Consider the following 17,836-nt stretch of genomic DNA (forward strand, 5'->3'; position numbering starts at 1 on the left):
TCGCCGCAGGTAAGGGAGAGGCTAGCCCTCCTTCTCGTGCTTGAAGAAGGAAAGCCCGCCCACCACGAAGAGAATGACGAGGAAGGCCAAACCACCCCAAGCCACCCCGCTGATCCAGCCTCCGGCGGCAGTCTTGCCATGAAGGACCCAGACTGAACCCAAGGTGGCCACGGTGGTGGCGAAAATCATGAGCACATTCCAAATGAGGCGGGCCTTCCCCTCCGGACGATGCTCTCCCAGGATTTTTTTGGAGTTCATCATGAGGAAGAAAGTGAAGTAAGCGATGGGAATGAGGCTGCCTCCGATGACGGAAGTGGGCACCGCTAGAGCGGCTTTGGATTCCCCGGTCCAGATCCAAGGGAAGCAAGCTCCGGAAAGACCGGAGAGGCCACAGCCGATGAAGTAGAGGGTGCGGTTGCTGCTGATATTCGCCGAGTTCTCTTTCTTGATCCCTCCCTGGCGGCCATCACGGGAAAAGGCTTCCTGAAAGGCAAGTCCGTTCATGAGCATCAGAATGACAATGGTCGACATGGCCATCCCCAACACCCCGATGCCGAAGATTTTTTGCGCAATGAATTCTCCGGCGAAGGGCTCCAGGGTCTCGGCCAGAGAGTCGGCATCGCGCTTGGTCAGCATCTCATTCAGCATGATGTCAGCCTCCCGCACTTGGGCGGGGTCTTGCTGCATCATCTCTGCCACCGCCACCCGGGAGGTCTCCAAGGCATCGCCAGTCGGCAGCTCCGCCTTACCGTGGAAGCTGCTTGCAGCGGAAATGACCACACAGGAAGTAGCCAGGAAGAAAGGAATGAACAGCCCGATGGAGAGATCGGTGATGGAGAGCCCCCGGTGCTTTTGGCCCCAGCGCTTCTTGAGGAGCGAATAGGGCAGGAGGAAGGTCATATTGATGCCCACTGCGGTGCCGAAGGCCGCGATGATGACGTCCTGCTGCTCGGAAACGATCTTGTTTCTCCAAAAGTCGGAAAAGGCCGAGTCCGCGATGAAGCTCTCGTAAACGGCCGCAGGCTTGAAGAGGTAAGCGGGGTTGGGCAGGTAGCCAGTGAGGATCTTGCCGAACTCCAGTTTGCCGGAAGCCAGGAGGGCAAAGACGACCGCAAAGAAAGAGAGCACAATGATGCCCACCATCACCTTAATGACCAGATCAAAGGCTTTCGCGCCCTTTCCCTCGGTCTGGTAAAGATAATTCACCCCCATACCGACGGCGAAGAGCAAGAGAATGATGAAAGTGGTGCCCGCAGTGCCCTGCAGGATGCCGAGATTCTGCTGCATGGCCGCAGTGCCCAAGGCAAACTGAGGCATGACCCACACCATATTGGCCATCATGGTGGCAATGATCCAGGACCAGCCGAGGAGGGGGTGGAGGTTCTTGTTGATGGAATGGAAAGGCCGGTTGCCAGTGGACAAAGTCACGTAAGCAATGGCGGAAAGCATGATGATGCCACAAATCATCGCCAGCGGCTGCAACCACATCAGGCCAAAGCCGGAAATGACCCCGAGGTAGAGAGCCCCGGCCAGTGAGCCTCCCCCCAGGGTGATGGCTCCTTGCAACCAGCCGGGGCCGGAGAGCTTGGCATAGGCGGCAAATTTCTTCAGGGGCGGGGCATTTTCGACAGAGTCGATAACGGCGATTTCGCGGTCGTATTGGTCAGACATAGTTTGAGAGAGCTGTGTTACCCCCAGTCATGCAGAAAATTTTCATCCTTGAACAGGGAAAGGTGAAAATCCCGCTTACCCAATTGAGGGAGGGACTTTGCAAAGAAGGCCTCTTGGTCTTAAGCTTTCTCCCGCATGCCCTGTCGTTTTGGTTTCCTGCTTCTTTGCCTTGTTTTTCTCCTCACTGCCTGCCAGCGGCAAGAGGGGGAGAGCGGGGGGCCGGAGCTTTTGCCTGAAGGGGAGTCGCTGGCGGCAGGAGAGGGCCTGCCGGTGGTGAGGGAGGTGCGGGTGCTTGGGGGGGAGGATTTTCTCCCGGCCATAGCCCGGCGGGATCGGATTGTGGTGGTGGAGTTTTTTTCTGAAGATTGCCTGCCTTGCCGACAGCTGGCCGTCCGCATGGAGAAGCTGGCCGGGGAAGGAATCGCGGGGGTGGAGTTTGCCAAGCTGAAGGTGGAGAGTCACCCGGCTCTGAGCAAAGAATACGGGGTGCGGCTGGTTCCTGATACCCGAATTTTTCATGGGGGAAGGGAGTTGGGAGGCTTTGTCGGGGTGCGGAGCGAGGCCACTCTGCGCTACCTGGCGGAGCAATATCTGCGCTCCGTGCCACGTGCTGCTCCTTGATGTCCCCCGCAATCCGGTGTAGCTCTGCGGACTGATGTTTGAGGTGCGCGAAAAACCCGACTTGGTCGAACGGGCCATGTTGGTGGGATTTTACTTTGATCCGGCAGAAGAGGACGAGGCTCGGGCCTTGTTGCTCGAGCTGGAGGAATTGGTCGATACCCTGGGGATCGGGGTGGTTGGGATGGAGCTCATCCGGGTGCGCTCGCAGCACAAGGGGTTCATCTGTGGCACGGGCAAGTCCGAGGAGGTGGTGGCTCTGGCGCGGGAGAAGAATTGCGATTGCCTCATTATTGACAACGGCCTTTCCCCCTCGCAGCAGAGGAATTGGGAGAATCTGGCCGAGGTGACCGTCATCGACCGCGAGGAGGTGATTCTCGATATTTTTGCCCAGCGGGCTTCCACCAAGGAGGCCCAGCTGCAGGTCGAGCTGGCACGGATGGAGTATGCTTTGCCACGGATGGCGAAGATGTGGGGTCACCTCGACCGTGAGGGTGGCGGGGGTGGTGGCAGTGGGGCGGCCTCGCGGGGGATGGGCGAGCAGCAGATTGAGGTGGACCGTCGCCTCGCCCGCACGAAAATTACCCGGGTGAAGCGCGAGCTGGAGGTGGTGCGCAAGCAGCGGGCGACCCGGCGCAAGGAGCGCGACCGCTTCGAGGTGCCCTCGGCCGCCATTGTGGGCTACACCAATGCCGGCAAATCGACCTTGCTCAACCGGCTCTCGGGTTCCGATGTCTACGAGGCCGATCAGCTCTTTGCGACCCTGGACCCCACCACGCGCCGCATCGAGCTCCCGGGCGGGCAGCCCTTGCTCCTGACCGATACGGTGGGTTTTGTGCGCAATCTGCCCCACCGCCTGGTGGAGGCCTTCAAGTCCACCTTGGAGGAGGCTGTGCTGGCCGATTTTCTCTTCCACGTGCTTGATGCCAGTGACCCGGGGGTGGAGGCCTTTGCCAAGACCACGCGCGATGTCCTCGCGGAGCTGGGGGCTGCCGAAAAGCCCACTCTCATCGTGCTCAATAAAGTCGACAAGCTCGCGGATCAGGAGGTGCTGGTGCGGCTGCGGGAGCAATTCCCTGGTGCCGTCGAGATTTCGGCCCGCACCGGGAAGGGAATCGACAAGCTCATTGAGGCGGCCGAGGGTCAGCTTGCCAGCCGGGTGCGTCGCCGCCGCTACCGCATCCCCCAGCGACGGGGAGACCTTGTCAGCCTTTTGCATAGCGAAGCCAAAGTGGTGACAACCGACTTCGAGGGAAACGATGTCCTTATCTCCGCAGTGGTCACTCCTCTGGTGGAAGGAAAATTAAGCGATTTTTTGGAAGAAGAGGGCGGGCACTAACGTCACACAAAATGTGGAGAAAGTGACATCCTTTTCCGGTAGAGAAGACGGGGAAAGGATTTTTGAAGGGTTGTTTTGCAATTCTTAAATTTCTCGTTACTTTCCTGTCATTCTTGCCTCCCCCTTTGTCATGAAATTTTGTCTCTTTCCTCTCCTTTTCCTCGTCCAGTGGCTCGGTGCGACCGAGGCCACCCTCGGGCCCGAGCGCGATGCGGCCGTTCGTCTGCAGATTTACCTCGACGAGAATCTCTTCGGGCCCGGTTTCATTGATGGTAAACCGGGAACTTTTACCCAGCGGGCGGTGGCTTCCTACAACCGGGCCAAGGGGCGGGAAGAGGACGATCAGTTGGTGCAAATGGAGGCGGATGAACACGTCGACAGCACCTATGTGACCGCCATTGTGCCGCCATCTGCCAAGCGATTTGTCAATGGCAGCCTATCCTATAAGCGCGAGGAACAGGCCCGGGCCAAAGCGCTCTCCTACCGGAGTTATTTCGAATATATGGCTGAGCGCTATCATACTTCGGAGTCTGTATTATATGAATTAAATGGTAAGAAGAAGACTTGGGGTGTTTCTCCGGGTCGCAGTCTCATCGTTCCCAATGTGGAGCCTTTCCGCATCGAAGAGATTCAAGCCGGGCGCATGCACACGGGCGAAGATTCCGATCTCGCTCAGCGCAAGGTGATCATCGACATCGCGGAGCGACAGGTGCAGTTTTACGAGGCTCCCCAGCAGCTTCTTGTGAGCAACAATGAAGGGGCCGCCGAGGAGGAAGTGCCCTGGCGCCTCATTGCCAGCTTCCCCACCACTCCCGGGCAGGATCGCTACATTCACCGGGGCACTTGGCGCCTCAAGAACACCATTGAGTGGCCCGTCTGGCGCTACGACAAGCAGATGCTGGAAAAGGGGAAACGCAGCGACGAGGCTCTCAACATTCCCGGAGGCCCCAATAATCCGGTGGGCGTGCTGTGGGCTGGCCTGAGCAAGAGTGGCATCGGCATTCATGGCACCGACAGCCCCCGCACCATCGGGCGGGCCCGTAGTTCGGGTTGTTACCGCTTGGCCAACTGGGACGCCATTCGCATCCCTCAACTCGTCCGCCCGGGCGCGACCGTCATCGTGCGATAACGGCGCGCCTCCGGGGCGGGAAGTTTGCCTGGACTAGGAGGAAAAGAGAGCAGCCGCCTCTCCCGAGTTGGGAAAATGGCCCGAGCGCTGTTTTTTCCAAAGAAGGTTGCCGTCCTGGCGAATCTCGAAAATACCGCCACCCCCGGCGACGAGAGTGATTTCCTCGTCGGTTGCGGTCTTGATTTCAGCCGACACCCGGTCGGCATGGGGCTTGTAGTTTCACTGCGCGCAGTATTCGATCTCAATCATAACACCCCCAAGATGCGCTGAAATCACCCGCTGGCCAATGAAAAGTTTCGACAAAGGCCGTTGCTTTCTACCCACGTGGGCCAGGCGAGATGGGCCGGATGTCGACCACTAGGATCTGTCGGGCCGGGGTGTCGATCCACCAAGTCACGGCGAAGCCCGAGACGAGCGAGACCTCGAAAGGTCTTCCCGATTTTGGATCGACGGTTTGAAAGCCTCCTCCCAAATGAGCGTTATTCTTGAGCCCTTTCATCAGGTGAATAACGGAGTCTCTTCGGCGGCCCTTCTGAGGCAGGACTTCCAAGGCTGCAAGGGAAGCAATCATCGTGTCGTCCCAAGACATTTCTTAAATGTCCTCGACAGGAATCCATTTATCGGGGTGAGCGGTCTGGTCGGTCCGCCTTTGCAGGGTAGGCCAGTAGTCAGGATCCCCTTCCAATTCCAATTTGGCGAGAAAAGTCGCCAGTTCCCGGCGCTCCTCAGGTGTCATCTTGCTGATGCGGGCCTTCAATTCTTCAGCAATCATGATTAAAGAGATAGCTCACGGGGACCTCGTTTTCAAGCTCGCATCGTTGACGGTCATCGCGTCTGCTCCCGTTCCGCAGCCAAGCGGAAGGTGCTTTCTTCCAGCTCCTCGCACTCCCGGCAGAGGGTGGGCCAGTGGCGACCGAGACGGTAGAGGCCCATGGCCAAAGCGAGGACACAGAGGGACGAAAGGAGGTTCCGGGAATGGGAAAACCACACTGAAAATTGGATGGAGCGAGGGGAGGCCGGGTCCAGCAAGTTGGTGTGGAGGTAGCCCACCACCGCTCCCATTGCAGTGAGGATGAAGAGGGTGAGGCTGGCACTGAAGATGAGCCGGGAGCCGGGTTGGCGCTGGCCCAAGTGAATAAAGGAGGCCCCGAAGAGGAGAGCCCCGGCAAGAGCCAGTCGAATTCCGTAAAAGAGCGAGGCGTAGAGGAGAGGAGTCATGGCGAGGGAGGCCGTGCTTCTTTTTCGGCAAGCAAGGCTTGGGAGAGCGTTTTCAATTCGATCTGGCGGTGGCTGAGCCTCCGGCAGCGGGCGCAAAAGGCCAGAAAGGCGACGATGAAAAGGAGCATGCCGATGAAAACTCCCGCTCCGAGGATCAATAAAAGATCGTCGTCAATCAGGTCCCATAGGATTTCGTGGAAGCCAGCTAGTGCGAGGCCTGTCGTTGGGCTGCCGATGCAGACCAAGCCACTGCTCCACAGCATGAGATGAGTGGCCCAGGAACGGGAGCCTCGCTGGAGCCGGAGGCATCCGAGGAAGGCGATGCCGGCGGCGAGAGCGAGGGTGAGGTAGAACGTGGCGAGAGACCAATCGATGAACATGCCTTGTCGAGTGGTGGGGACTAGTGCGGGTTGATAGAGTGGTCGACTGTGTTTGCGGCAGTGGTTGGAGGAGCCCCGGCCTCCCGTTCCGCAGTCAAGCGGCGGGCGCTTTCTTCCAGCTCCTCGCACTCCCGGCAGAGGGTGGGCCAGTGGCGACCCATGAGGTATAGGCCGATGGCAAAAGCCAGCCCTCCCAGAGAGGCAAGACTGATCAAAATGGGGAGGAGGTTCGCGAACGAAAGGAATGATTCGGGAGGCTGGGATGAGCTGCCCGACGAGGCTCCGATTATGGCTGAGATATGAGAGATGGCAAAGAAAGACAAGGCCACCGAGCCGATCAGGCTGATGGCAAGAACGCCAGCTGAGATGAGCGTGATGAGCGTTCCCCGGGTGGGGGCGCCACGGTGGGCGAGAAAGGCGGAAAAGGCCATCGCCCCCAGTATGGCGAGGGGAATCACGAGAAAGAGGAAAGATGCGATTCCGAAGAAAGTCATGGGAGGGTTTGCGATGAGGTTTCGGGGTGAATCGAACGGGGTTGCGCGGATTGCAGGGCTGAGACGAGGGGGAGCAATTCGGCTTTCCTTTGACCCAGAGCCTTCCAGCGAAGGCAAAACCCGAAGAACCCAATGGCATAGACTGGAACTCCGAGCCAGGAGAGGAGGGAGAGAAGACTGAACATGATCGCTGTTTGAGAAAGGGAGGCTCCGTAGGCTGCGATATTTCCAATCAGGATGGCGATGATGCTCCAGAGCATCAGGTGGGTGGCCCAGAAGCGGTGGCCCTTTTGGGCTCGGATGGTTCCAAAAAGGATAAGGATCAGGCTGACAAAAAATCCTATGCCAACAAGTGAGAGCCAAAAGAGGGAACTTTCTTCCATTTGCAACTCTCTAGGCGAAATTCCGGCTGCCGTCACTTGAAAACGGAGTCTAGGCCCATGGCGGAGTCGCGCATGGTCTTGGGGAGGGCTTCCTGAGAGCGGTTGCGGAAGAGGCGGTAGAGGAAGGAGAGGAGGTTGAGGGTGAAGAAGTGGTCCATCACCCGGCGGTAGCCGCGTTGGCGGCGCAGGAGGAGCTTGGACATCAGCACCAGGGTGCGGCCTTTGAGGGCGGAGGGGGCGAAGTCGGTCTTGATGCGGTAGCGGGCCCGTCCTTCGCTGGGCCAGGCTTCCTTGTAGGCTCGCTTGGCGGCCTTGATCTCCTTCACCAATTCTTTGTTGTAGGTGGAAAAGTAGTAAGTGCGGGCCAGATGAATGAGGGCGCAGGTGTCGCGCATGAAGCGGAGGTCCTCCTCGGGCCAGCCGGCTTCCTGGGCGAGCTCGATGACGCGGGGGAAGCGGTGGAGGGCTCCTTCCGATTCGTGCAGAGCGGCTTCCTGATCGCTCACGAAGTGGCGCAAAATCTTGCGGATGGGAGCATGGATGTAGAGCGAATCCCAGTAGATATGGAGGAGGGGCGGGATGCGCACGCGGCGGAAGAAGAGCTTGAGGCGGGCGAATTCCGGGATGTAATAGAGATTGAGGATGATGTGGCGGGTGTGCTCCAGCAGCTCGGTGGCGGCGGCGGCCCGCTCGGGTCCGACTTGTTTGGCGACGGATTGATTGGCGGAGAGTCCGTGGCGGAAGATGTCGATGGCGCTCCGGGTATTGACCTCGGCCCAGAGAGCATCCTTGTCGAGAAAGGTGAGGCGCTTGAAGCGGTGCCAGCCGCCCGTCTGGCACCACACGGAGATACCGCGCATGTTTTCGGCATGGATCAGCTCATCGCGCAGGTCCTCGCACTCGGGTCCGATCCAGCTGGGGAACTCGCCCGCGCCTTCGTATTCGCGCCGGGCTTGCAGTTCGAGGATTTTGGGCCCCTGGTAGCGGAAGAAGGCTTTGTTGATGGGCAGGTGGCGAAAGAAGTCCGATTCGGCGGGCTTCATGGAGAGGATGAAGCGCTCGGACTCGATGCCATTGAGGGCTTCCGAGAGGCGGCCGCGGTGCCAGATGAGGTCGCCGATGCGGTGGGCGCCCACGGTCCAGGTGCGCAGGATGATGTCCTTTTGCTGCTCCTCGGCATGGGTGAGCAGCCCCCGGAGGAATTTGTTCACTTCCTTGGCGGAGCGGATGTGGAGATTGGAGCGGAGCTCGTCCCGGACGTCGAGGCCATCGGACTCCCCGATGCGGAGGATGAGCCCCTTGACCGAGGGGTGGCGCTGGCAGAAGCGATTGAAGAGGTCGTAGAAAAAGGAGGTGCGGGCATCGAAGTCCTTGCCCACCCGGATGGCGGCCTCCGGAGACAGGCTGATCACGTCGGCGGTGACCCAGGCCTGCAGGTCGTGTTTTTCGAGAATGGCAAAGAGACGCGAGAATTTTTCCGCGAAGAATTCCAGCCTCTCATTCATCTCCTCGCTATGCCAGGGATGGGGCGTCAGGTGAGCGAGGTCATCGAGGGTGATGGCATTGTAGCCCAGTTCCTTGGCGCGGGCGGCGACCGTGCGGAAGTCGGTCTCCAAGCGGCGCCAGAACCATTCGCCCTCGGCCCCGCTCAGGGGGAGGTGGGCAAAGGGAATCTTGGACCAATTGATGCGGGAGTGATCGAGCGCCCGGAAAAAGGGGCCTATGCCATCGAGAAGAAAGAGGTTCACAGGAAAATATCGTCAGGAGGAATAAATCAACAGCCGGGAAAGGAGGAGAAAGTTGCGTGACTCTTTTGTCACTTATCCGCGCAGGGAGTTCAATAGGGATTCGGAGTCGAACTCATAGGATGAAGAATTTTTTGGGGAGAACTCTGGCCTTGAGTCCTATGAGGGAGCGGAGAGGGGGCGGAAGGCGAATGGCAGGAAGTGGAAATGATTGGAAACGTCATCAAAATGCATCAAATTCCGTGCCATGAGAACGACGGTCAATTTGGACGAAAGCGTGGTGGAAAAGGCGCGGAAGTTGTTCGGCTCCCTAAAAACCAGTGAACTTATCGACAAAGCCCTGCGGGAGATGGTGCAACGGGAGGCCGCGCGGCGATTGGCGGATCTGGGCGGCTCGGCCCCCGGGGCCAGTGCGCCTAAGCGCCTGAGCGCCTGAGCGGCGGCGGAGCGCCTTTTTGGTCGCCGAGGACGAGGCTGACTTTCATCCATCCAAGTAAGAGGGGGAGGACGGTGAAGCTCCTTGTTGATACCAACGTTTGGATTGAGCATTTCCAGCAGAGGAGTGCTCAGCTCTCGCATCATCTCCTGGAGGGTGAGGTTTTCTTGCATCCGCTGGTCTTCGGGGAACTGGCCCTTGGGCAATTCAAACAGCGCGAGCTGGTTCTGGAGTTTTTGGCGGAAATGCCGCAGGCGCAGGAAGTGACGGCAGCGGAGACTCTGGCCCTGATCGAAGGGCGGCGTTTGATGGGGCGGGGAATCGGTCTGGTCGGTGCCATGCTCTTGGGCTCGGCCCTGATCACGGAGGACTGTCTGCTCTGGACGAGAGACCGGCGGCTGGCGGGGATTGCCGAAGAATGTGGAGCAGGCTTTTTGCCAGGAGAGTGAGCCCGGGCTCTTCCCGGGCCTCTCGCAGATTGCAACTCGCGAGGCGTTGCCCATGCAAAATGCTGCGTGGCCGAGAGAGAAGAAGAGAGGAGGTGATCGCAAGATGCTTGTAGTGAGCTGACTGTTCTTGCGAGGGAAGCTAGGCACGGGGACTGCCAATCGGGAGTTGCTATGACTATTGACTCATTAGAAAAACTCCTGATTCACGAAATGAAAGACCTCTACAGTGCCGAATCGCAGATCGAGGAAGCTCTTCCCAAAATGGAGGAGGCTGCTTCCCATGACGATCTGAAAGCTGCCTTTCGGGAGCATTTGGAGGAGACGAAAACCCACAAGCAGCGCTTGGAGCAAATCTTTGCCGACCTCAAGTATGCCCCCACCGGAGAAAAATGCGAAGGTTGCGCCGGGCTAATTGAAGAGGGAGAGGAGATTATTGAAGAAATTGAAAAAGGGGAGGTTCGGGATGCGGGCCTCATCGGTGCCGCCCAGCGGGTGGAGCACTACGAGATGGCGGGCTATGGAACGGTTATCGCCTTCGCGCGCAAGTTGGGTCATCACACCATCGCGGATACCCTCACCTTGACCTTGGAAGAAGAGGGCAAGACCGATCGCAGCCTCTCCCGTCTGGCGGAAAAGGTGATCAACTTCCAAGCCATGGAAGTGGCTTGAGGCGAGAAGCACGCATTTGACAGCCGCCGCTTGACAAACGGGGAGGAGTTGCCGGGCAGCTCCTCCCTTTGTTTTCGCCCGGGGATGGGGCCCGGGGAGTGAAATTCTCTTTTTAGCGTTTTCATTTTGCGGGGGGCAGTCAATTTGGAGGCCTTGAGCGCACGGGAGTCAGCAAAAGACGGGGAAGCGGTTGCTCCGGGATTGGTTGAGGATTTGAAAACCCTCGTCAAAGCCCGGCTCAATTTGTTCGTCATTATCACCACCTTTTTTGGCTACGCCATAGCCTGTCGGGGCGGGGGCTGGGAGTTCTGGACGCTGCTGCACCTGCTCATCGGCACCACCGCCTGTGCCTTTGGCTCTGCCGTTTTCAATCAACTTTCCGAGGTCGATAGCGATGCCCTGATGGCGCGCACGGCCAATCGCCCTTTGCCCGCGCGCCGCATCGGGGTGGTGCCGGCCTTCGTCATCGGCTGGGGCCTGTCGGCTTTCGGCATTGTCCATCTGTGGAATATGGTAGGCTTTCATCCCGGTTGGATTGCGGCCGCGACCATTGCGACTTACGTCTTCATTTACACTCCGATGAAGAAGCTGAGCTCCGCGAATACCCTGGTGGGCGCGGTGCCGGGAGCTCTGCCGCCTCTCATTGGTTGGACGGCGGGCGGCGGCGGCCTGGCTGAGGCGGGGGGCTGGTATCTCTTTGCCCTCCTCTTTCTCTGGCAGCTGCCTCACTTCGTGGCCATCAACTGGCTGTGCCGCGAAGAATACGAGTTGGCTGGTTACAAGATGTGGTCCAATGGCGATGTCTCGGGCAAGCGCAGTGTGTCCCTCGCGGTGGGTTTTTCTCTGGGGCTCGGGTTGCTCTCGGTCCTGGTGCTGCCCTTCGGCCTCGCCAGTTGGCCCTTCGTGCCCATCGGCCTGTTCCTGGCGGGCATGCTGGTCGCCACCGGGCAGAAGTTTCTGCGCAGTGGCGAGCGGGTGGACTTTCGCCGCTTCTTCCTCGCGACTTTGCTTTACCTCCCTCTCGTGTTGATTGCGTTGTGGGCGTTCTGGCGGGTTTAGGGGCGCTTCCTTCCCGGTCTGGCTTGCCTCGCGAAAAAAAGGCGCTAGGTTCTCCCGCCCGTGAAATCGAAAGCCGCCGAGGGATTGGAACCCGCCGATGTTGATCCCGCCCAGTTGCGGCGCACTGCCTTTGCTCTTCTGGGCATCATTCTCATTGGCGCGATCGCCATTCTCTGGTCCTACAACCTGACCGCGAGCAAGCAGAAGGAGGACTTTCGCCCGGCCTTTATGGACGAACTTACTGGGCACATTCTCCTGCAGCGAGCTGATGGCACGGTGGTGAATACGGCTGATATCGAAGAGGATGTCTGGCTCTATTACCAGACCTCTTTTGCGGATCGCGATAATCATCCCGAGCGGGAAAAGGCCCTAGCCCTTTTGCCCGAGGAAGGAATCCGTCGGGTGGAATTCTTCGTCGACATGGATCCCAATGACGAGGCCGACCGGGCACAGATGGCGACCCTGGAAGAGAAGCCCCACACCTGGCGGGTGGCGGCCAAGGCCAAAGTGCTGGAGAAATACCTGAAGTCTGAGATTCGCTTTGGCACTATTCCCCACGAGCGGGATGGCCAGCTGATCTACGACAGCTCGGTGGCGGTGCTGAAGCGGGACCGGCCCGAGGGTAAGAATCCCCGCATCCACATGCGCGGGGAGATGTTTGACTTTGCCCGGGCGGCCCGGGAGGCGGAAAAGGCGGGGAAACCTGAACTCGCCGTCGGCTACCGCGAAGACTACTTTCTCCGCACCATCAATCACCTGCTGGCGGAGGGCGATCCCACTGAAAAGAAATGACTGACAAGACCAAAATCACCCTCATCTACGTCGGCATTGCCGTCTTTGCGGCCTTTATTGTGACGATGTTCATCATCATCGGCAATGGGGTGGACCGGACGCTGGAGGAAGACAACCGCATCGCCACCGACGTGGGTCGCGAGCAAGCGCAGGAGATGCTGCGTCTGGAGAACGATCTGGTCGCGACCAATCAGGCGGGGGACGAGGTCCGTCTTTCCGAGCTCAAGGACAAGGTCTGGATCATGGCCCAGTTCTTCGCCGCTTGCCCCAATTGTGCCGCCCGCAATGGCGACCACCTCGTGAAGCTCTATCAAGAATACAAGGACAACCCCGACTTCCATGTGGTCTGTGTGACCGTCGATCCCGAGACCGACGATCCCGCGCGGCTGCAGGAGTATGCCGAGACCCTGGGGGCGGATATCTCCGACTGGTGGTTCCTCACCGGGGACCATGAGACCCTGCACCACTACATGGAGGAGGAGATGAAGTTCCTCGCCGTGCGCGAGCGGGTGAAGCAGGAAGACATTGACCGGGAAGGCCGTTATGCCCACGACATGGGGGTGGCGGTCTTTGGCAAAGGACTGGTCATGAAGGAAAAGAAAGACCTTCTTTTTGCCCGCCAGCAGGGCCCGGAACTCTACGAACACTTCGAGGGACTCTTGACAAAAGCCATCGAGGAGGCTTTGGCCCAGTAACGACATGAGTGAAAGAATGCGATACCTCGCCAAATCGTCGCAGGACGAGCTGGCCCGGAAGTTGATGAAGGTGGTGTGGATCCTCACCGCCGTAGTGCTGGGCCTGGTGGTGGCCATGCGTCGCATCAAGCTCCCTCTTCCCGAGGGGGTGGATCTCTCCTTTCTCCCCGCCGTCAATGCCGGCCTCAATAGCGTGGTCGCCCTTCTCCTCATCGGCGGCCTGGTGGCGGTCCTGCGCGGTCGCATCACCCTGCATCGCAATCTCATGAGTGCGGCGGTCCTCTTTTCCATCGCTTTCCTCCTCTGCTACGTGGCCTATCACATCACCACGGGCGAGACTAGCTATGGGGGCGAGGGTTGGCTGAAGACCCTCTACTACGTAATCCTGGCCACCCACGTCATCCTCGCGGCGGTCAGCTTCCCCTTCATCCTCATGACCCTGGTCTTCGCGATGACCAATCAATTCGGCAAGCACCGGCGGCTCGCCCGCCGCATTTACCCGATTTGGCTCTACGTCGCCATCACCGGCCCCGTGGTCTATTGGATGCTCGCTCCTTATTATTAAAAGCTCATGAAAGTCGTTGCCTATTCCTCCCAAGCTGATGCTGAGTTCCTGCAGAGCCTCGATCGCCGGGCTTTGCCTTCGCACGAGGTGCGCGACATCGTGGCTGGCATCATCCGCGACGTGCGCGAGCGAGGGGATGAGGCTCTCCTCGAATTGACCCGCAAATTCGACCGCGCCGACCTCGCCGGGGGGCTCCTGGTCAGTGAGGAAGAATGGGCCGAGGCGGAGGAGGCTACCAGCGAGGCCACTCGCGAGGCCATCGCCGCCAGTTTGCGCAACATCACTTTCTTTGCCAAAAAAAGCCAGCGGCAGGACTGGAGCGAGCTCAATGAACAGGGCGTGCAGGTGGGCGAGCGCTTCGTGCCCTACGAGCGCGTGGGCTGCTATGTGCCTGGAGGCAAGGCCCCTCTCGTTTCCACCGCGCTCATGACGGCGGGCTTTGCCCAGGCGGCCGGGGTGCCCGAGATCGTCGCCGCTACTCCCTGTGGACCAGACAGTAAAGTCAATTCCGCTCTTCTCTCGGCTCTCAAGGCGGCCGGCGTGACCGAAGTCCTCAAGGTCGGCGGTGCGCAAGGGGTGGCCGCTCTGGCTCTGGGAACGGAGTCGGTGGCCCCCGTGCAAAAAATCGTCGGTCCCGGCAACAGTTTCGTGGTGGAGGCCAAGCGCCAGCTCATCGGCGCGGTCTCCATCGACCTTCTCCCCGGGCCGAGCGAAATCATGGTTCTCGCCGATGACTCCGCCCATGCGGCCTTCGTGGCGGCGGATCTCCTGGGCCAGGCCGAGCATGGACCGGATAGCGTTGTCGGTCTCGTCACCCCCTCCCGCGAGCTGGTCGATCGCGTGCTCGCCGAGGTGGAGCGCCAGGCTGCCACCCTGAGCCGGGGTGACTATCTGCGCCAGGTTCTCGCCGACGGAGCCTTCGCGGTCATCGTGCCCGATTTGGTCGCGGGAGTGGAGGTGGTGAACGCCTTTGCGCCCGAGCACTTGTCCCTCGTGGTGGAGGATGACAGTCGCTGGCTGGGGGGCATCACTACGGCCTCCGCCATCTACGTGGGCTCCTTTTCGCCCGTGGCGGTGGGCGACTTCCTGGCTGGACCGAGCCACACCCTGCCCACTGGCGGCAGTGGCAAAAGCTTCTCCGGGCTGCGCGCCGACCAGTTTCAGCGCCGCATCAGCGTGGTGCGCATGGATCAGCCGGCAGTGGCGCGGTCGGTGGAGGCGGTGGAGGAGTTCGCCCGGGTGGAGGGGCTCGATGCCCACGGGCGCTCGGTGCGAATCCGCGTGGAGGACTAGGCGAGAGCAGCGGCCTTCTCCTCCAAAGAGCGGAAAAAGTCTGCGCCCAAAGGAGGGAGTTCGAGGGCGGCGAGAGCAGCTTCGTAGTCTGCCAGGCTCTTGGCTCCCAAGCAGATGCTGTCGTGGGCGGGCTGGTCGAGGACCCAGCGAATGGCGGCCTGGGCCATGGTGTAGCCCTCGGGCAGATCCTCCGCCAGCACGGCGTAGCGGGAGAGGTCGTCGCCTGCCAGCCGGTGGGTGCGGTTGTCATTGCCGTCCCACTGGGGTTGTCCGGCAAAGTATTTTCCGCTCAGGCGACCTTGCGCCAAAACCCCCCGCACCTGGGTGCCGATGTCGTTTTGCTCACAAAATGTGGACAACTCGCGGGCAGGGCTCAGCAGGTTGCTGGGAAACTGCAGCACATCGAGCAGTCCTTCCCGGTAAAGAGCCTGGCTCAGCTCCAGATCGCTGGTGGAGATGCCGAAGAAGCGCACTTTGCCCGCCTCCCGGGCCCCTTCCAGAATCTCGAAGGCTTCTTCCAAGTGAGCGGGCTCCGGGGCGCAGTGGTAGAGGTAAATGTCGATGACGTCGGTCTGGAGACGTTGCAGGGAGCCCTCCAGACTGGGGAGGATGGTCGGCGGGCTGGAGTCGTCGATACGCGTCACCCCGGGGCCCACCCGGTAGCCGAATTTGGTGGAGATGACCCATTGGTCGCGCTGGCCCTTGAGCGCCTCCCCCGTGCGGCGCTCCGCTTCCCCGTCTCCGTATTGCTCGGCAGTATCGATAAAGTTCAGGCCCCGGTCGCCCAGCTCGTGGATGAGGCGGAGGGCGGCTTCCTTGCCCGGATCGGGGTGCCCGTCGGGCTGGCCATCGAAATTGAGAGGGCCTGCCAATTGCCAAGTGCCGATGCAGAGGGGCGAGACCTGCAGGCCGGTTTGTCCGAGGGTGGTGAGTGTCATGTCCGCATCAAAGGCCCTGCGTCTCCCTCTGCCAAGCTTGCGAAGGAAGAAATCGTCGCGGGTCAGAGCGTCTTGCCAAGAACTCGACTGGCGGAAGGAATTCATTCTGCTAGCACTGGTGGCGATGGATGCTCTCTTGCTCGCGGTTGCCTTTGCCTTCGGATTGCTGGCCCAAGTGGTGCGCCTGCCGCCCATGGTGGGCTTTCTCCTCGCCGGCTTTGTGCTGCAGTCCTTGGGGGAGGAGAGCGGCGAGCTTCTCACCATGATGGCGGACCTCGGGGTCACCCTCATGCTCTTCAGCATCGGGCTCAAGTTGAGGGTGAAGAGCCTGGCCTCCCCGGAGATCTGGGCCGGCACCACCTTGCACATGGGCCTCGTGCTCGCCCTCTTTGCCCCCGTCCTCCTCCTGCTCACCAGGGCCCTGGCCCCCGCGATGGCTTTGGACTGGTCCAGCGCCTTTCTGCTGGCCTTTGCCCTCAGCTTTTCCAGCACCGTCTTTGCGGTGAAGGCTCTTGGGGAAAAAGGGGAGTTGGGTGCGGTCCATGGCCGTCTCGCCATCGGTGTCCTCGTGATGCAGGATATCGTGGCGGTTCTCTTTCTAACCATCTCCAAGGGCGTGGTGCCGTCGCCCTGGGTGCTGGCTTTGATCCCGGGGCTTGTGGTGGCGCGACCGGCCTTGGGCTGGTTGTTGAAAAAGTCCGGCCACGGCGAACTGGTGGCCTTGTGCGGCTTCTTCCTCGCCCTCGTCGTCGGGGCGCAGGCCTTCGACTCCGTGGGGGTGAAGGCCGACCTCGGGGCTCTCTTCATCGGGGTGCTGGTGGGCACCCATCCCCAGGCCAAGGAGCTGAAGAAATCCCTCGCGGGCATCACCGATCTGCTGCTGGTGGGCTTTTTTCTCAATATCGGGCTCAATGGCACCCTGTCGTGGCAAGCCTTCCTCTGGGCCCTGGTCATCATGGTGGGGCTTCCCCTCAAGAGCGTGGGCTTTCTCCTTCTCTTCACCCGCTTCAAGCTGCGCGCCCGCACCGCCTGGCTGGCGGCCAGCTCCCTCTCCACCTACAGCGAGTTTGGTCTCATCGTGATGGCCTTGGGGGTGGGCCAGGGCTGGGTGGGGGAGGAGTGGCTGGTGGCGGTGGCTCTCTCCCTGTCCCTGAGCTTCCTCCTCGCCGCGCCCTTCAACCGCGTGGCTGAGCAACTCTACGACCCCTGGAGCGATTCCTTGAAAAAGCTGCAGACCCGCGGCCGCCATCGCGACGACCTGCCCATCATCCGCCGGGGCGAAAAAGTGGCCATCTTCGGGATGGGACGCATCGGTCTGGCTGCTTATCACGCCTTGGAATACCGATTCCCCGGCCATGTCATCGGCTTCGACCGCGATCCCACCCGGGTGCAGGCTCATCGCGAGCAGGAGCGCAATGTGACCCTCGCCGATGCCACCGACTCCGATTTCTGGGAGCGGGTGAGCCCCCGCGACGAGCTCGAGCTGGTCGTCCTCTCCATGCCTTCCCACGAAGCCAACCGGCACGCCATCGAGACCCTCAAGCGGCATGACTTCCACGGAGTGGTCATCGCCAGTGCCCGTTACGATGATGAGGTGCGCGAGCTGCGCCAAGCGGGGATCGATGCCGCCTTCAATCTCTATGCCGAGGCCGGGGACAACTTTGCCCGGCACGTCTTCGATGTCTTTCTGCAACAGCGGCCCGACCTCGTGGCCCATTGGCAGGCCGCGGGAGAGGTGCGGGAAGGATGAGCGTTTTCCTTTTTGGGAGAAAAGGTGGAGTCCGGTGCGAAGGGTGCCTGCGGAGGGGAGCTGACTTTCCCGCAGTGAAGGGATGCTCGCGGATGCCTCGGCAAGGCCTTCCCTACCGGGCCTGCGGCCAAAAGGCATTTTCCTGCGGAAAATGGTCGGGGTGACAGGATTGCCTTCACTTCGTTCCGGCTGTCTGCGCTTCGCTTCGGCTCG

General features: G+C 60.4%; 21 protein-coding genes and 1 pseudogene. 13 read left to right on the forward strand and 9 right to left on the reverse strand.

Features of this window, described 5'->3' with window-relative positions:
- Nucleotides 1-21 precede the first annotated feature (21 nt).
- Nucleotides 22-1,671, reverse strand: a complete 1,650-nt coding sequence (locus JIN78_RS13865) for a divalent metal cation transporter (protein ID WP_200392580.1) — start codon at nucleotides 1,669-1,671, stop codon at nucleotides 22-24.
- Nucleotides 1,672-1,806: 135 nt separating this feature from the next.
- Here JIN78_RS13865 and JIN78_RS13870 point away from each other — a divergent pair, with 135 nt between their 5' ends.
- From JIN78_RS13870 to JIN78_RS13880, 3 genes are all read left to right on the forward strand, one after another.
- Nucleotides 1,807-2,292 (forward strand): thioredoxin family protein, encoded by a 486-nt coding sequence (locus tag JIN78_RS13870; protein ID WP_200392581.1) that lies wholly within the window; start codon nucleotides 1,807-1,809, stop codon nucleotides 2,290-2,292.
- Nucleotides 2,293-2,326: 34 nt separating this feature from the next.
- Nucleotides 2,327-3,628 carry a GTPase HflX gene (gene hflX / locus JIN78_RS13875; RefSeq protein ID WP_200392582.1) on the forward strand — a complete coding sequence of 434 codons (1,302 nt, stop codon included), beginning with the start codon at nucleotides 2,327-2,329 and terminating at the stop codon, nucleotides 3,626-3,628.
- A gap of 130 nt (nucleotides 3,629-3,758) precedes the next feature.
- A complete protein-coding gene (locus JIN78_RS13880; RefSeq protein WP_200392583.1) occupies nucleotides 3,759-4,757 on the forward strand; it encodes a L,D-transpeptidase family protein in 999 nt (332 codons plus the stop codon).
- 33 nt (nucleotides 4,758-4,790) lie between these two features.
- On the opposite strand, the pseudogene JIN78_RS13885 reads toward JIN78_RS13880, so the two are convergent.
- The 6 genes and pseudogenes from JIN78_RS13885 to JIN78_RS13910 all read right to left on the reverse strand — a co-directional run.
- Nucleotides 4,791-4,964: pseudogene (locus JIN78_RS13885) on the reverse strand (Rdx family protein); the annotation flags it as partial.
- Nucleotides 4,965-5,073: 109 nt separating this feature from the next.
- Nucleotides 5,074-5,346 (reverse strand): hypothetical protein, encoded by a 273-nt coding sequence (locus JIN78_RS13890; RefSeq protein ID WP_200392585.1) that lies wholly within the window; start codon nucleotides 5,344-5,346, stop codon nucleotides 5,074-5,076.
- Nucleotides 5,347-5,349: 3 nt separating this feature from the next.
- Nucleotides 5,350-5,529, reverse strand: coding sequence for a hypothetical protein (locus JIN78_RS13895; RefSeq protein ID WP_200392586.1), 180 nt, complete (start codon nucleotides 5,527-5,529; stop codon nucleotides 5,350-5,352).
- Nucleotides 5,530-5,582: 53 nt separating this feature from the next.
- On the reverse strand, nucleotides 5,583-5,975 hold the full coding sequence (locus tag JIN78_RS13900; RefSeq protein ID WP_200392587.1) for a hypothetical protein: 393 nt from the start codon (nucleotides 5,973-5,975) through the stop codon (nucleotides 5,583-5,585).
- A complete protein-coding gene (locus JIN78_RS13905) occupies nucleotides 5,972-6,355 on the reverse strand; it encodes a hypothetical protein (RefSeq protein WP_200392588.1) in 384 nt (127 codons plus the stop codon). Before JIN78_RS13905 ends, JIN78_RS13900 begins: the two co-directional genes overlap by 4 nt.
- A gap of 20 nt (nucleotides 6,356-6,375) precedes the next feature.
- Nucleotides 6,376-6,849 carry a hypothetical protein gene (locus tag JIN78_RS13910; RefSeq protein ID WP_200392589.1) on the reverse strand — a complete coding sequence of 158 codons (474 nt, stop codon included), beginning with the start codon at nucleotides 6,847-6,849 and terminating at the stop codon, nucleotides 6,376-6,378.
- A gap of 194 nt (nucleotides 6,850-7,043) precedes the next feature.
- Here JIN78_RS13910 and JIN78_RS13915 point away from each other — a divergent pair, with 194 nt between their 5' ends.
- A complete protein-coding gene (locus JIN78_RS13915; RefSeq protein WP_200392590.1) occupies nucleotides 7,044-7,205 on the forward strand; it encodes a hypothetical protein in 162 nt (53 codons plus the stop codon).
- A gap of 59 nt (nucleotides 7,206-7,264) precedes the next feature.
- Here JIN78_RS13915 and JIN78_RS13920 read toward each other — a convergent pair whose 3' ends face one another.
- A complete protein-coding gene (locus JIN78_RS13920; protein WP_200392591.1) occupies nucleotides 7,265-8,980 on the reverse strand; it encodes a hypothetical protein in 1,716 nt (571 codons plus the stop codon).
- 244 nt (nucleotides 8,981-9,224) lie between these two features.
- On the opposite strand from JIN78_RS13920, the gene JIN78_RS13925 reads away from it, so the two are divergent.
- From JIN78_RS13925 to hisD, 8 genes are all read left to right on the forward strand, one after another.
- On the forward strand, nucleotides 9,225-9,413 hold the full coding sequence (locus JIN78_RS13925; protein ID WP_200392592.1) for a type II toxin-antitoxin system VapB family antitoxin: 189 nt from the start codon (nucleotides 9,225-9,227) through the stop codon (nucleotides 9,411-9,413).
- Between the two features lie 74 nt (nucleotides 9,414-9,487).
- Complete coding sequence (locus tag JIN78_RS13930) at nucleotides 9,488-9,862, forward strand: type II toxin-antitoxin system VapC family toxin (protein WP_200392593.1); 375 nt, start codon at nucleotides 9,488-9,490, stop codon at nucleotides 9,860-9,862.
- A 171-nt stretch (nucleotides 9,863-10,033) separates the two neighbouring features.
- A complete protein-coding gene (locus JIN78_RS13935; RefSeq protein WP_267907080.1) occupies nucleotides 10,034-10,531 on the forward strand; it encodes a YciE/YciF ferroxidase family protein in 498 nt (165 codons plus the stop codon).
- 213 nt (nucleotides 10,532-10,744) lie between these two features.
- The gene (gene cyoE, locus JIN78_RS13940; RefSeq protein ID WP_234037995.1) at nucleotides 10,745-11,590 is read left to right on the forward strand and encodes a heme o synthase; all 846 of its coding nucleotides are present in this window, start codon (nucleotides 10,745-10,747) and stop codon (nucleotides 11,588-11,590) included.
- A 60-nt stretch (nucleotides 11,591-11,650) separates the two neighbouring features.
- On the forward strand, nucleotides 11,651-12,382 hold the full coding sequence (locus JIN78_RS13945; protein WP_200392596.1) for a hypothetical protein: 732 nt from the start codon (nucleotides 11,651-11,653) through the stop codon (nucleotides 12,380-12,382).
- Complete coding sequence (locus JIN78_RS13950; RefSeq protein ID WP_200392597.1) at nucleotides 12,379-13,077, forward strand: SCO family protein; 699 nt, start codon at nucleotides 12,379-12,381, stop codon at nucleotides 13,075-13,077. The genes JIN78_RS13945 and JIN78_RS13950 overlap by 4 nt, the downstream gene beginning before the upstream one ends.
- Nucleotides 13,078-13,081: 4 nt before the next feature.
- On the forward strand, nucleotides 13,082-13,642 hold the full coding sequence (locus tag JIN78_RS13955; protein ID WP_234037996.1) for a DUF420 domain-containing protein: 561 nt from the start codon (nucleotides 13,082-13,084) through the stop codon (nucleotides 13,640-13,642).
- A 6-nt stretch (nucleotides 13,643-13,648) separates the two neighbouring features.
- Nucleotides 13,649-14,935, forward strand: a complete 1,287-nt coding sequence (hisD, locus tag JIN78_RS13960) for a histidinol dehydrogenase (RefSeq protein ID WP_200392598.1) — start codon at nucleotides 13,649-13,651, stop codon at nucleotides 14,933-14,935.
- Here hisD and JIN78_RS13965 read toward each other — a convergent pair.
- Nucleotides 14,932-15,873: an aldo/keto reductase gene (locus JIN78_RS13965; protein ID WP_200392599.1), complete on the reverse strand. Its 942-nt coding sequence runs from the start codon at nucleotides 15,871-15,873 to the stop codon at nucleotides 14,932-14,934. The genes hisD and JIN78_RS13965 overlap by 4 nt on opposite strands.
- Nucleotides 15,874-15,997: 124 nt before the next feature.
- On the opposite strand from JIN78_RS13965, the gene JIN78_RS13970 reads away from it, so the two are divergent.
- Nucleotides 15,998-17,623 carry a cation:proton antiporter family protein gene (locus tag JIN78_RS13970; protein ID WP_200392600.1) on the forward strand — a complete coding sequence of 542 codons (1,626 nt, stop codon included), beginning with the start codon at nucleotides 15,998-16,000 and terminating at the stop codon, nucleotides 17,621-17,623.
- Nucleotides 17,624-17,836 lie beyond the last annotated feature (213 nt).

Origin of the sequence: Roseibacillus ishigakijimensis, assembly GCF_016595415.1 — a bacterium.
In the GTDB taxonomy this organism is placed as follows: Bacteria; Verrucomicrobiota; Verrucomicrobiia; order Verrucomicrobiales; family Akkermansiaceae; genus Roseibacillus; species Roseibacillus ishigakijimensis.

Bases quoted from the DNA above. Each gene is read 5' to 3' on its own strand.
- JIN78_RS13880 (WP_200392583.1), top strand. From the start codon at position 3,759: ATGAAATTTTGTCTCTTTCCTCTCCTTTTCCTCGTCCAGTGGCTCGGT.
- JIN78_RS13865 (WP_200392580.1), bottom strand. From the start codon at position 1,671: ATGTCTGACCAATACGACCGCGAAATCGCCGTTATCGACTCTGTCGAA.
- JIN78_RS13970 (WP_200392600.1), top strand. From the start codon at position 15,998: ATGGATGCTCTCTTGCTCGCGGTTGCCTTTGCCTTCGGATTGCTGGCC.
- JIN78_RS13895 (WP_200392586.1), bottom strand. From the start codon at position 5,529: ATGATTGCTGAAGAATTGAAGGCCCGCATCAGCAAGATGACACCTGAG.
- JIN78_RS13950 (WP_200392597.1), top strand. From the start codon at position 12,379: ATGACTGACAAGACCAAAATCACCCTCATCTACGTCGGCATTGCCGTC.
- JIN78_RS13910 (WP_200392589.1), bottom strand. From the start codon at position 6,849: ATGACTTTCTTCGGAATCGCATCTTTCCTCTTTCTCGTGATTCCCCTC.
- JIN78_RS13870 (WP_200392581.1), top strand. From the start codon at position 1,807: ATGCCCTGTCGTTTTGGTTTCCTGCTTCTTTGCCTTGTTTTTCTCCTC.
- JIN78_RS13890 (WP_200392585.1), bottom strand. From the start codon at position 5,346: ATGTCTTGGGACGACACGATGATTGCTTCCCTTGCAGCCTTGGAAGTC.
- JIN78_RS13905 (WP_200392588.1), bottom strand. From the start codon at position 6,355: ATGTTCATCGATTGGTCTCTCGCCACGTTCTACCTCACCCTCGCTCTC.
- JIN78_RS13965 (WP_200392599.1), bottom strand. From the start codon at position 15,873: ATGACACTCACCACCCTCGGACAAACCGGCCTGCAGGTCTCGCCCCTC.
- JIN78_RS13900 (WP_200392587.1), bottom strand. From the start codon at position 5,975: ATGACTCCTCTCCTCTACGCCTCGCTCTTTTACGGAATTCGACTGGCT.
- JIN78_RS13925 (WP_200392592.1), top strand. From the start codon at position 9,225: ATGAGAACGACGGTCAATTTGGACGAAAGCGTGGTGGAAAAGGCGCGG.
- hisD (WP_200392598.1), top strand. From the start codon at position 13,649: ATGAAAGTCGTTGCCTATTCCTCCCAAGCTGATGCTGAGTTCCTGCAG.
- hflX (WP_200392582.1), top strand. From the start codon at position 2,327: ATGTTTGAGGTGCGCGAAAAACCCGACTTGGTCGAACGGGCCATGTTG.
- JIN78_RS13935 (WP_267907080.1), top strand. From the start codon at position 10,034: ATGACTATTGACTCATTAGAAAAACTCCTGATTCACGAAATGAAAGAC.
- JIN78_RS13955 (WP_234037996.1), top strand. From the start codon at position 13,082: ATGAGTGAAAGAATGCGATACCTCGCCAAATCGTCGCAGGACGAGCTG.